This is a genomic window from Pseudoxanthomonas fibrivorans, assembly GCF_041464125.1.
Lineage (GTDB): Bacteria > Pseudomonadota > Gammaproteobacteria > Xanthomonadales > Xanthomonadaceae > Pseudoxanthomonas.
The window spans coordinates 1,056,587-1,069,263 of sequence record NZ_JBGNUG010000001.1; the positions used below are offsets into that span (position 1 = coordinate 1,056,587).

Here is a 12,677-nt window from a genome sequence, read left to right on the forward strand (position 1 = left end):
CGGAATGCCGGTGCCGGAGGGAACGGAACATCGCATCCGGCGGCGCAACGGGCTCGCCGGATCCGGACATCGCAGCGGCTAGGCGTGCACTCCAGCCGTCCCGGCCGGCGGTGCATGCGACACCAGCGGGCGGTTGGCGAGCTTGCGCAGCGCCACGTAGAACACGGGGGTCAGGAACAGGCCGAACACGGTCACGCCGAGCATGCCGGCGAACACGGTGATGCCGGTGATCGAACGCACTTCGGCGCCGGCGCCGGTGGACAGCACCAGCGGCACCGTGCCGGCGATGAAGGCCACCGAGGTCATCACGATCGGGCGCAGGCGCAGGCGGCAGGCTTCAAGCGCCGCCGTCACGATGTCCTTGCCCTGGAGTTCGAGCTCGCGGGCGAATTCGACGATCAGGATCGCGTTCTTGCAGGCCAGGCCCATCAGCACCACCAGGCCCACCTGCACGAACACGTTGTTGTCGCCGCCGGCCAGCCACACGCCCAGCAGCGCCGACAGCAGCGTCATCGGCACGATCAGGATCACCGCCAGCGGCAGGGTCCAGCTCTCGTATAGCGCGGCCAGCACCAGGAAGGCCAGCAGCACCGCCAGCGGGAACACCACCAGCGCGGCCTTGCCCTGCGTCGCCTGCTGGTAGCTCAGGTCGCTCCAGTCGATGCCCATACCCGGCGGCAGCGCCTGCTGCGCCAGTTCGACGACCTTGGCCATCGCCTCGCCCGAGGACAGCACGCGCGGGTCGGCCTCGCCGAGCAGGTCGGCGGCCGGGTAGCCATTGAAGCGGATCACCGGGTCCGGCCCGTAGGTCTGGCGGATGTCGACCATGGATCCGACCGGCACCATCTCGCCGTTGGCGTTGCGGGTACGCAGGTTGGCGATGTCCTCGACATTGTCGCGGAACTGTCCGTCGGCCTGCGCGATGACCTGCCAGGTGCGGCCGAACATGTTGAAGTCGTTGACGTAGGCCGACCCGAGGTAGGTCTGGAGCGTGTCGAACAGCTCGGTCAGCGGCACGCCCTGCGCCTTGGCCTTGACCCGGTCGACCTCGGCGTCCAGCTGGGGCACGTTGGCCTGGTAGCTGCTGATCGGGAAGCCCAGGCCGGGCGTCTGCGCCGCCGCGCCCTGGAACGCCTGCACCGCCGCCTGCAGTTCGCCATAGCCCAGCCGGGTGCGGTCCTCGACGAACAGCGACCAGCCCGAACCATTGCCCAGGCCCTGGATCGGCGGCGGCATGAAGGCGAAAGTGAAGCCCTCCTCGATGCTGGCAAAGCGCTTGTTGAGCTCGGCGGTGATCTGCTCGGCGCTGTTCTTGCGCTCTCCGAACGGCTTGAGGTTGAAGAACACCACGCCGCTGTTGGGCGTATTGGTGAACTGCAGCGGGTTCAGGCCGGGGAACGCGATCTCGTCCTGCACGCCCTCCACTTCCATGGCCATGGCCGCCATCTTCTTCAGCACCGCGTCGGTGCGCTCGATCGAGGCGCCTTCGGGCATCTTCACGCCGGCGATCAGGTACAGCTTGTCCTGCACCGGGATGAAGCCGGCCGGCACCGCCTTGAACATCACGCCCGCGCCCAGCAGCAGCACGACGTACACCGCGAACACCGCGCCGCGCCGGCCCAGGGCCCTGGAAACGGCCCCCTCGTAGCGCTCGGAACTGCGCTTGAAGAAGCGGTTGAACGGGCGGAACACGCCACCGAACAGCCGGTCCAGCAGGCGCGACAGCGGATCCTTGGGCGCGTCGTGCGGCCGCAGCAGCTTGGCCGCCAGCGCCGGCGACAGGGTCAGCGAATTGATCGCCGAGATCACCGTGGAGATGGCGATGGTGACGGCGAACTGCTTGTAGAACTGGCCGGTGACCCCGGTCAGGAACGCCATCGGCACGAATACCGCGCACAGCACCAGCGCGATCGCGATGATCGGGCCGGACACCTCGCGCATGGCCAGGTGCGCCGCCTCCAGCGGCGTGGCGCCGTGCTCGATATGGCGCTCGACGTTCTCCACCACCACGATGGCGTCGTCGACCACGATACCGATCGCCAGCACCAGGCCGAACAGGGTCAGGGTGTTGATCGAATAGCCCAGCAGGTACAGCACCGCGAACGTGCCCACCACCGACACCGGCACGGCCAGCAGCGGGATGATCGAGGCGCGCCAGGTCTGCAGGAACAGGATCACCACCAGCACCACCAGCAGCGTGGCTTCCAGCAGCGTGGTCACCACCGACTTGATCGAATCGCGGACGAACACCGTGGTGTCGTACACCGAGGTGATTTCCACGCCCGGCGGCAGGGTCTTGCGGATCTGCTCCATCTTTTCGGTGACCGCGTCGCGGATATCGAGTGCGTTGGCGCCGGGCGCCTGGAAGATGCCGATCGCCGAGGCGTTCATGCCGTTCAGGCGCGCCCGCAACGTGTAGTCGCCGGCCGCCAGTTCGACCCGGGCCACGTCGGACAGGCGCACGACCTGCCCGTCCGCGCCGCTCTTGAGCACGATGTTGCCGAACTCCTCGGCGGTCTCCAGGCGGCCCTTGGCGTTGATCGGCAGCAGGAAGTCGCTGCCGTTGGGCATGGGTTCGGCACCGAGCTGGCCGGCGGACACCTGTACGTTCTGCTCGCGCACCGCGGCCAGCACGTCGCCGGCGGTCATGCCGCGGGCGGCGACCTTGTCCGGATCGAGCCAGATGCGCATGGCGTAGTCGCCGCCGCCGAACTGCTGCGCGTCGCCTACGCCTGGAATCCGCGCCATCTCGTCCTTGACGTGCAGCCGCATGTAATTGCGCAGGTAAAGCGAATCGTACCGCCCGTCCTTGGACACCAGGTGCACCACCATCAGGAACACCGGGGACTGCTTCTGGGTGGTGATGCCCTGCCGGCGCACGTCCTCGGGCAGGCGTGCCTGCGCCTGCGCCACGCGGTTCTGCACGCGCACGGCGGCCTCGTCCGGGTCGGTGCCCGGCTTGAAGGTCGCGGTCAGCTGCAGCACGCCGTCGGAGCCGGCGACGGACTTGAGGTACATCATGTCCTCGACGCCGTTGATCGCTTCTTCCAGCGGTGTGGCCACGGTTTCGGCGATGACCTTGGGGTTGGCGCCCGGATAGACGGTGCGCACCACCACCGAGGGCGGCACCACTTCGGGGTACTCGCCGACCGGCAGCAGCGGGATCGCGATCAGGCCGGCGGCGAAGATCACGATCGACAGCACCGCGGCGAAGATCGGCCGGTCGATGAAGAATCGGGAGAAGTCCATGGGTGGATTTCCTTGGAAGTCGGAAAGAACGCCCTGTCCCTCCCGCATGCGCGGCAGGGTGGGCTTCGGACATCGCGGCCAGGCGCAGCCCGGGCCGCTGGATCAGTGCGGGGTCAGTTGGCGGCGACGGCCGGCGCGGCGGCCGGCTTTGCCGCATCCGCCACCGGGCGCGCGTCCACCGGCATGCCGGGGAAGAACACCTTCTGCACGCCGCTGACGATCACCTTGTCGCCGGCAGCCAGGCCCTGCTCGACGATGCGCAGGTCGCCGGCCTTGCGGCCGACCTGCACGTCGCGTCGCTGGGCCTTGCCTTCGCCGTCGACCACGTAGACGTACTTGCGGTCCTGGTCGGTGAGCACCGCCTTGTCGTCGACCAGCGCGGCCTTGAGTTCGCCGCTGCCGAGGACCCGGACGCGTGCGTACAGGCCGGGCGTGAAGCGGCGGTCGGCGTTGTCGAGCACCGCGCGCGCGCGGATGGTGCCGGTGCCGCTGTCGACCTGGTTGTCGAGGAAATCGACGGTGCCGGCGTGCGGGAACCCGGCTTCGTCGGCCAGTGCGACCTGGACCGGCACGCGGCCGTCGCGCTCGCTCGGACGCTGGCCGTTGCGGGCCATTTCGGCATAGCGCAGGAAACTGCGCTCGTCGGCGTCGAAGTGCACGTGGACGGTGTCCAGCGACACCACCGTGGTCAGCACGCTGGCCGCATCGCCGGCGCCGACCAGGTTGCCGGCGGTGACCAGCGCACGCCCGGCGCGGCCGTCGATCGGCGACCGCACCTGGGTCCATTCCACCGCCAGCCTCGCCGACTCCACCGCGGCCTGTGCGGCGGCGACATCGGCCTGGGCCTGCTCGGCGGCAGAGCGGCGCTGCTCCCAGGTTTCGGTCGAGATCACCTGCTGCTCGCTCAGCCGGCGGGCGCGGTCGGCCTCGCTGCGGCCGAGCTCGGCGCGGGTACGGGCGCGGGCCAGCTCGGCCTGGGCGCGGGCCAGCTCGGCCCGGTAGCTGCGCGCATCGATGGTGAAAAGGACGTCGCCCTTCTTCACGTCCTGGCCTTCGCGGTAGTTCACCTGCTCGATGTAGCCGGACACGCGCGGGCGCAGGTCGACGCTTTCGACGGCCTCGATGCGGCCGCTGTATTCGTCCCACTGCTGGACCGGCTTGACCGCGACGGTGGCCACGCCCACCTGCGGCGCCGGGGGCGGGCCTTCGCTGGCCTGGCCGCTGCAGCCGGCGATCACGGCCAGCGCCAGGACGCTGGCCGCGGCGAACGCGAGCGTGCGCGGCGCACGTCCGGAGAACGATGATTGGAACGTCATGGGAATGCTCCTTGGGGGAGGAAGAGGAATCAGGCGGCCTGGCCGCTGTCGGGCGATGCCAGGGTGTGCAGCGGACGGGTGACGTCGGTCGCGAGCAGTCGGCGGGGCGGTGCGGCGCGGGGAGAGGAATACGGAACGATGCAGCGGCCGGTGTCGCCCTCCCCGCACAGCAGGGACACCACGTTGCGGCCCACCGCCAGCGCGCTGGGCCAGCCGGCGCAGGCATGGGCGGCGTTCTCCAGCGTCCACACCGGCGAGTCCACGGCCAGCAGCTGCAGGCGCACGCCCAGCCCGTGGGCTTCCTCGTGCAGGACCTTGGCGAGCATGCGCGAGGCGGCGACGGTGACCGATGCGTGGCCGTAGCCGGACCACCCGCACTCGGTCTGCGGCCCGCCGATCAGGATGTAGCGGCCGACCACGTCCTCGTGGCCGGCCAGCAGCGGCAGCAGGTGGCGCGCCGCGGCCAGGTGCGGCAGCACGTCGGCGTCCAGGATCCGCCGCAGCGAAGACGCCGGCCGGTCGAGCAGGCGCCCGCTGCGGTGGGTGCCGCCGACCGCGTCGACGATGGCGCGCAGCGGGCGCGGGCGCCTGGCGACCTGTGCGGCCAGGCGCGCGGCCTGGCGGTCGTTGGCCACCGAGCCGGGCAGCAGCTCCAGGCCCGGCTCGTCGGCGTGGGCGGCGGCGAGCTGCCGCAGCCGTCCTGCGTCCCGGCCGACCGCAAGCACCGGGCTGCCGGCCTCGAGCAGGGCGGACACGATGCCGCTGCCGACCTTGCCGCTGGCGCCCAGGACCAGGACTTCGGGAGCGAGCATCCCACTCACGGGATATTTTCTCCCGCACAAGGGACAATCCCGCCGATGCATCCTGCCGCGGACCGGCGCGGGGCCGGAACGCCCACCCCGCCCCGCTGCAACCGGCGTGGCACGGTGAATTCGCGAAAATGCCCGCGAGGCCGGCTTTCACCGAGGCTGGGCAGCGCCAAGTCATTGTCATGGCGTGGGCCCGAGGGCGTCAGGAGGCGGGCGATCAGGTCCCGTAATTTCATGGCGGCGGCCCTGGCGTGGGGAAGTGGCGGCCAAGTTACGCCTCCAATCCGGACTTGATTAGTCCGGATTAAAGGGAATAATCATCCCACAACCGGTCCAATCCCCTCCCCCGGACTCTTCCCATGGCACACGACCTCAACGACACCCTGGTCTTCGTCAAAGTCATCGAACAGGGCAGTTTCATCGCCGCGGCCAAGTCGCTCGGCCTGCCCAAGACCACCGTCAGCCGCAAGGTGCAGGAACTGGAGACGCGCCTGGGCGCGCAACTGCTGCACCGGACCACGCGCCGCCTCGGCCTGACCGAGGCCGGCAACGTCTATTACGAACACTGCCAGCGCATCGCCCACGAACTGGCCGAGGCGGAGAGCGCGGTCGGCCAGCTGCAGGGCGGCCCGCGCGGCTGGCTGCGCTTCACCGTGTCCTATTCGATCGGCATCGCCTGGATCTCGCCGCTGCTGGGCCAGTTCCACGAGCTCTATCCCGACATCCGCCTGGACATGCACATGAGCAACGACCCGGTGCACCTGATCGGCAACGAGATCGACGTCGCGTTGCGCGTGGGCAGCCTGGCCGACTCGACCATGGTCGCCCGCCGGCTGGCCGGCTTCCGTACCCAGGTGTTCGCCAGCCCGCGCTACATCGAGCGCCACGGCGAGCCGCTGCATCCTGATGAACTGCAGCACCACCGCATCGTCGCCGTGCGCAAGCCGCACCACCACCATCCCTCGCGGATCACCTGGCCGCTGAGCGACGGCACGCGCACCGTCGAATATCCGATCCAGCCGCTGATGGTCGCCAACGACCCTTCGGCGCTGCTCGGCGCGGTGCTGTGCGGCGAGGGCCTGACCCTCGCCAGCGACGTCACCGCCAAGCCCTATGTCGAGGCGGGCGCGCTGCGCCGGGTGCTGGCGGGCTGGACCGGCCCGGAGGTCGACCTCAACGCGGTGTTCCCGCGTGGCCGGACGATGTCGCCGAAGGTGCGCGCCTTCGTGGACTTCCTGGTCGAGCGGCTCAGCAGCAACGCCGACTACATGATGGCCCAGTGCCCGGCCAAGTGCCTTGCCGGCAAGGGCACGGCCGACGGCACTGAAACCGCCGACGCGGAAGACGCGGCCGAATGGGAGGGCAAGCGGATCCTGGAGCAGGTGCTGGGCTGACCCGGCCCGCCGCTCCGCCCCGCAAGAACGGAAACGGGCCGCGACGCGGCCCGTTTCCTGCACGCAGGGGAGCGGTTACGACTCCACCGGCACCAGGGTGATCTCGACCCGGCGGTTGGCGGCGCGGCCCGCCTCGGTGTCGTTGCTGGCGATCGGATAGCGCTTGCCGCCACCGACCGTGATCAGGCGCTGCTGCTGCACGCCCTGCGCCTGCAGGTACTGGGCGACGGCGCCGGCGCGCTGCTCGGACAGCCGCTGGTTGACCTCGTCGCTGCCGATGTTGTCGGTATGGCCGGCGACCTCGACAACGGTCTGGTTGTATTCGCGCAGCACGCCGGCGACATCGTTGAGTACCGGATAGAAGCTCGGGTCGATGTTGGCGCTGTTGAACGCGAAGGTGACGTTGCCCGGCATGTTCAGGGTGATGTTGTCGCCCTTGCGCGCCACGTCGACGCCGGTGCCGCGCAGCTTCTCGTTGAGCGCGGCCTGCTGGCGGTCCTGGTAGTTGCCGATCGCCCCGCCGCTCAGCGCGCCGATGCCCGCGCCGATCATGGCGTGCTGGCGGCGCTCGACCGCGCTGTCACCGGTGAGCAGGCCGGCGGCGATGCCGATGCCCGCGCCGATCAGCGCGCCCGTCCCGGTGCGGTTGGCCTGCTGCTGGCCGGTGTAGGGGTCGGTGGTCTGGCAGCCCGCGGCCAGCACCGCGACCAGCGCGGCGGTGGCGAGGACGGAATAGGTCTGCTTGCGGATCATGGACACGCTCCTGTGCATGGGAAGCACGGCCAGCCGGCCGTGGCGGGCGCATGGTATGTCCGGTTCCGTGAGCGCCGGGTAAGCGCCCGGCCTACTCGAACACGCCCACCGCGTCGTTGGCGAGGTTGTCGAAGCGCGTGTACTCGCCGAAGAACTTCAGCTTCAGCGAGCCGGTCGGGCCGCTGCGGTGCTTGCCGATGATGATCTCGGCCAGGCCCTTGTCCGGCGAGTTTTCCTTGTTGTAGTACTCGTCGCGGTAGATGAAGGTGATGATGTCCGCGTCCTGCTCGATGGCGCCCGATTCGCGCAGGTCGGCCATCACCGGGCGCTTGTCGGTGCGCGTCTCCAGCGAGCGGTTGAGCTGGGACAGCGCGATCACCGGCACGTTGAGCTCCTTGGCCAGCGCCTTGAGCGAACGCGAGATCTCGGAGATCTCGGTGGCGCGGTTCTCGCTGTTGCCGGGCACCTGCATCAGCTGCAGGTAGTCGATCACGATCAGGCCCAGGCCGTGCTCGCGCTTGAGCCGGCGGCACTTGGAACGCAGCACGTCCGGCGACAGCGCCGGGGTGTCGTCGATGAAGATCTTGGTTTCCTTGAGCATCCGGATCGCGCTGGTGACCCGGCTCCAGTCCTCGTCCTCGAGCTGGCCGGTGCGCAGGCGCTGGGCGTTGACCCGGCCGTTGGACGAGATCAGGCGCAAGGCGAGCTGCGCGGCCGACATTTCCATCGAGAACACCGCCACGGCCTTCTTCGACTTGATCGCCGCGAACTCGGCGATGTTCAGGGCGAAGGTGGTCTTGCCCATCGCCGGGCGCGCGGCCAGGATGATCAGGTCCGTCGGCTGCAGGCCGGCGGTCATGTTGTCGAACTCGGTGTAGCCGGTCGGCAGGCCGGTGATGTTGCCGCCGCTCTCGAAGCGCTTCTGCAGCACCTCGAAGGCGTCGCGCAGCGCGGTGTTGAGGCCGGTGAAATCGGTGCGGCCGCGGGCGCCGGCCTCGGCGATCGCGAACACCTCCTGCTCGGCCTTCGCGAGCAGCGCCGAGCTGTCGCGCCCCTCGGGCTGGAAGCCGTCGTTGACGATCTCGGTGCCGACCTCGATCAGCTGCCGCAGCACGGCCTTGTCGCGGACGATCTCGGCGTAGGCGCGGATGTTGGCCGCCGACGGCGTGGTGGTGGCCAGCTCGACCAGGTAGGCGCCGCCGCCGACCTGCTCGGCCAGGCCCTGCGAATCGAACCACTCGCCCAGGGTCACCGCGTCGAACGGCCGGCTCTTCTCGGCCAGCTCGCGGATCGCACGGTAGACCAGCTGGTGGTCGCGCCGGTAGAAGTCCTTCTCGACCAGCACGTCGCCGACCGAATCGTAGGATTCGGGCGCGAGCATGAGGCCGCCAAGGACCGCCTGCTCGGCCTCGACCGAATGCGGCGGGACGCGAAGCTGGTCGATGCGGGCGTCGCCGCGATCGTTGCGGTCGTTGCGGTCGTTGCGGAAGCCTGGACGGGCGGACATCGGGATGCAGGACTCCTGGGTCGGGCGACAAGCGCCCCGGGCACGACGGGAACCGGTCGGCCATCCTAGTCGCCTCCATGCCACGGGGGTTGCAGACATCCCTGTGCACGGCCTGTGTATAACCGGTGGATCTCGCCGGTTGCGACGAACGGTGGCTTCACAAAAGAGAAGGGCGCCCGGAGGCGCCCTTCCCCTGCAGCACGCCAACCCGGAGGTCAGGCGGCTTCGGCCTCGACCACGACCTTGACCGTGGTCTCGACGTCGGCGTGCAGGTGCACGAGCACGTCGAACTCGCCGATGTTGCGGATCGGGCCCTCGCCCAGGATGACTTCGCTCTTCTCCAGCGGCAGGCCGGCGGCGGTGAACGCCTCGGCGATGTCGCGCGGGCCGACCGAGCCGTACAGCTTGCCTTCGGTCGAGGCGTTGGCCTTCAGGGTCACGCTGGCGCCTTCCAGCTGCGCCAGGCGGGACTGGGCACCGTCGAGGCTGGCCTTCGCCTTGGCTTCGTACTCGGCGCGCTTGGCCTCGAACTCGGCCAGGTTGGCGGCGGTGGCCGGCACGGCCTTGCCCTGCGGCACCAGGAAGTTGCGGCCGTAGCCCGGCTTCACCTTGACCTTGTCGCCCAGGCCGCCCAGGTTGGTGACCTTCTGCAGAAGGATCAGTTCCATCGTATTGCTCCTCTATCCGTTAGCGACGCCCGGGCGGGCGCCGCAACGATTGCTGTCCGGATCGGACGTTTGGATTCAACAGCCGGTTCGTCAATCCGCGGCCTTTCGTGAAAAGTCCGCACATGGATGTGCGGGCTCTTCCGAGGACCCGGATTTACACGTCGTGGTTGTCGGTGTACGGGATCAGGGCCAGGAAACGGGCGCGCTTGATCGCGGTCGACAGCTGGCGCTGGTAACGCGACTTGGTGCCGGTGACGCGGCTCGGGACGATCTTGCCGTTCTCGGTCAGGTACTGGCGCAGGGTGTTGAGATCCTTGTAATCGATCTCCTTGACACCCTCGGCAGTGAACTTGCAGAACTTGCGGCGGCGGAAGAACTTGGACATGGCTGGGCTCCTTAGGCGGCTTCGGCGTTGTCGCCGTCGTTGTCGGCGGCGGCGGCAGTGCCCTCGCCTTCCTCGTCACGGCGGCGGCGCTCGCCACGCTCGGGCTTGTCGCCCTTCTCGTCCTTGCTCTTCATGATCAGCGACTGCTCGGTGTCCGGGCCGTCGCGGCGGATGACCAGGTGGCGCAGGATCGCGTCGTTGAAGCGGAAGGTCTCGACCAGCTCGTCGATCGTGGCCTGGTTGGCCTCGATGTTGAACAGCACGTAGTGGGCCTTGACCAGGTTCTGGATCGGGTACGCCAGCTGGCGGCGGCCCCAGTCTTCCAGGCGGTGGATGGTGCCGCTGGCGTTCTCGATGAGCGACTTGTAGCGCTCGATCATCGCCGGCACCTGCTCGCTCTGGTCCGGATGGACCAGGAACACGACTTCGTAATGACGCATGGTGTCTTCCTCGTGGATGCGGCCCTCGCGGGCCTGGCAGCCCCCCGTCGATCCGGAACGGACGCGGTGGGGCAAGGTCTCCCGGCACGGAGTGGCGCAGGGAGCCGGAAATTATGCAGGTTCAGGCACTTGGGCGCAAACGCGGGAGCCTTGGCCGGTGCCGCGCCGCCGCTGCCGAGGCCTCCTGACACGGCACGGCCGACCGGTGCGGGCCCGCCAGGCGGCCGGCATGGGCCGCCTGGCGTGGTGACGGCCGGGACAGGAATACCACGTAACCGACTGTTTCGTAAGGGCTAGCCTGCCTTGGCTCCCGCCGCCTTCTTCCGCGCCGCGATCCACGCCCGGACATGGGTCTCCAGCGTTTCCAGCGGTACCGAACCGGTTTCCAGCACCGCATCGTGGAAGTCGCGGACGTCGAACGCCGGCCCGAGCTCGCGCGCGGCCTCCTCGCGCAGGGCCGAGATCCGCAGCTGGCCGATCTTGTAGGCCAGGGCCTGGCCCGGCCAGGCGATGTAGCGGTCGATCTCGTTGACCACGTCCTGCTCGGTCTTCGGAGAGTTGTCCATGAAGAAGTCGATCGCCTGCTGCCGGCTCCAGCCCTTGGCGTGCATGCCGGTGTCGACCACCAGCCGCACCGCGCGCCACATGTCGTAGGCCAGCTGGCCCATGCGGTCGTAGGGGTCGTCGTACAGGCCCATGTCGTAACCCAGGCGCTCGGCGTACAGGCCCCAGCCCTCGCCGTAGGCGACGAAGTAGGCGGTCCGCCGGAACATCGGCATGTCCGGCAGTTCGGCGCCGCGGGCGAACTGGAAGTGGTGGCCCGGCACCGCCTCGTGCAGCGACAGCGCCAGCATCTCCCACTTGGGCCGGACCTCCGGCTTGTACAGGTTGACGTAATAGAAGCCGGCGCGGCTGCCATCCACCGCGCCCGGCTGGTAGTAAGCCGTGGTGGTGTCGGGGGCGATGTTGTCCGGGATCGGGCGCACCCCGTACGGCAGGCGCGGGATGGTGCGGAACACCTTCACCAGCTCAGGGTCGATCCGCTTGGACAGGGCCTGGTAGGCCTCGAGCAGGTCGGCCGGGTCCTTGTGGAAGAACTTCGGGTCGGTACGCAGGTGCTGGAAGAACGCACGCAGGTCGCCCTTGAAGCCGACCTCCTCGCGGATCTTCTCCATCTCCGCGCGGATCCGCGCCACTTCCCCCAGGCCGATTTCGTGGATCTGGTCGGCGGTCAGCCCGGTGGTGGTGTACCAGCCGGCGAGGAAGTCGTAGTAGGCCGGTCCGTCCGGCAGCGCGGTGGCGGCGATGGTGTCGCGCGCGCGCGGCAGGTAGTCCTGTTCGAAGAAACGGCCGAACGCGCGGTAGGCCGGCACCACCTTGCCCGCGATCGCCTCGCGCGCCTGCCTGCGCAACGCCTCCTGCTCGGCCCCCGGGATCGACTCCGGCATCTTCAGGAACGGCTTGTAGAACGGACTCTTCGCCGGATCCTCGACCACCTGCGCGCGGATCTGGCCCGGCACGCGCTGCATCAGCACCTTCGGCGGCATGCTGCCCGCCTCCATGCCGGCCCGCATCAGGGCGGTGGTCTGGTCGACCAGCACCGGCAGCGCGTCCAGCCGCGCGATCCAGTTGCGGTAGTCCTGCGCGCTGGCGAACGGCAGCAGCTCGGCCAGCCCGTCGGCGGTCTGCACCCCGCCCTGGTGGCCGACGGGCTGCAGGTACTCGCGGAACTGCTGCCGCGCCACCGCCCGCTCCTGCAACCAGGCGAAGGTGTCGTAGTTGAGCTGGTCGGCCGGCGACAGCGCGGCGCGGTCGATCCGCTTCAATGCTGCCAGCGCGTCGCGGTCGGCCGCTTCGCGGCGGGCCACGGCCGCGAGGCTGACATCGCTCCAGCGGTCGTCATAGCGGCGATCACCCTGGTAGGCCGCGCTCTCGGGCGATTCGCGCAGGCCGCGCTCCCACTCCGACTCGAACAGGCGGTGCAGCGCGGCGGCGGCGGCGTTGCGCGGGGCCGCCGCCGGGGCATCGGCCGCGATGGCCGGCACGACGGGAAGGCAGGCAGCCAGGGCGACGAGCAGGAGGGTGCGGCGCATGGGAAGTCCGGAGGCGGAAAGCGCCAAGCCTAACGCGGCCGGCCTGGGCGCGGCCGTGCCGGA

The 12,677-nt window shown here is 69.4% G+C and carries 10 protein-coding genes; 1 reads left to right on the forward strand and 9 read right to left on the reverse strand.

Annotated features, from left to right (window positions below):
• Positions 1-78 precede the first annotated feature (78 nt).
• The 3 genes from ACA089_RS05040 to ACA089_RS05050 form a co-directional block, all read right to left on the reverse strand.
• Positions 79-3,249, reverse strand: a complete 3,171-nt coding sequence (locus ACA089_RS05040; protein ID WP_372014015.1) for an efflux RND transporter permease subunit — start codon at positions 3,247-3,249, stop codon at positions 79-81.
• 113 nt (positions 3,250-3,362) lie between these two features.
• Complete coding sequence (locus ACA089_RS05045; RefSeq protein ID WP_372014018.1) at positions 3,363-4,565, reverse strand: efflux RND transporter periplasmic adaptor subunit; 1,203 nt, start codon at positions 4,563-4,565, stop codon at positions 3,363-3,365.
• 29 nt (positions 4,566-4,594) lie between these two features.
• Positions 4,595-5,386, reverse strand: a complete 792-nt coding sequence (locus ACA089_RS05050; RefSeq protein ID WP_372014021.1) for an SDR family NAD(P)-dependent oxidoreductase — start codon at positions 5,384-5,386, stop codon at positions 4,595-4,597.
• A gap of 347 nt (positions 5,387-5,733) precedes the next feature.
• Between ACA089_RS05050 and ACA089_RS05055 the strand changes: the two genes are divergently transcribed.
• Positions 5,734-6,768, forward strand: coding sequence for a LysR family transcriptional regulator (locus ACA089_RS05055; RefSeq protein ID WP_372014024.1), 1,035 nt, complete (start codon positions 5,734-5,736; stop codon positions 6,766-6,768).
• A gap of 75 nt (positions 6,769-6,843) precedes the next feature.
• Here the strand turns inward: ACA089_RS05055 and ACA089_RS05060 are convergent, their stop codons facing one another.
• From ACA089_RS05060 to ACA089_RS05085, 6 genes are all read right to left on the reverse strand, one after another.
• The gene (locus ACA089_RS05060; protein WP_372014027.1) at positions 6,844-7,521 is read right to left on the reverse strand and encodes an OmpA family protein; all 678 of its coding nucleotides are present in this window, start codon (positions 7,519-7,521) and stop codon (positions 6,844-6,846) included.
• 91 nt (positions 7,522-7,612) lie between these two features.
• Positions 7,613-9,028 (reverse strand): replicative DNA helicase, encoded by a 1,416-nt coding sequence (locus ACA089_RS05065; RefSeq protein ID WP_372014030.1) that lies wholly within the window; start codon positions 9,026-9,028, stop codon positions 7,613-7,615.
• Between the two features lie 215 nt (positions 9,029-9,243).
• Positions 9,244-9,696 carry a 50S ribosomal protein L9 gene (gene rplI / locus ACA089_RS05070; RefSeq protein WP_372014032.1) on the reverse strand — a complete coding sequence of 151 codons (453 nt, stop codon included), beginning with the start codon at positions 9,694-9,696 and terminating at the stop codon, positions 9,244-9,246.
• Between the two features lie 154 nt (positions 9,697-9,850).
• Positions 9,851-10,081, reverse strand: a complete 231-nt coding sequence (rpsR, locus tag ACA089_RS05075; RefSeq protein WP_052633502.1) for a 30S ribosomal protein S18 — start codon at positions 10,079-10,081, stop codon at positions 9,851-9,853.
• Between the two features lie 11 nt (positions 10,082-10,092).
• On the reverse strand, positions 10,093-10,521 hold the full coding sequence (gene rpsF / locus ACA089_RS05080) for a 30S ribosomal protein S6 (protein WP_372014035.1): 429 nt from the start codon (positions 10,519-10,521) through the stop codon (positions 10,093-10,095).
• A gap of 293 nt (positions 10,522-10,814) precedes the next feature.
• A complete protein-coding gene (locus ACA089_RS05085; protein ID WP_372014037.1) occupies positions 10,815-12,614 on the reverse strand; it encodes a DUF885 domain-containing protein in 1,800 nt (599 codons plus the stop codon).
• Positions 12,615-12,677 lie beyond the last annotated feature (63 nt).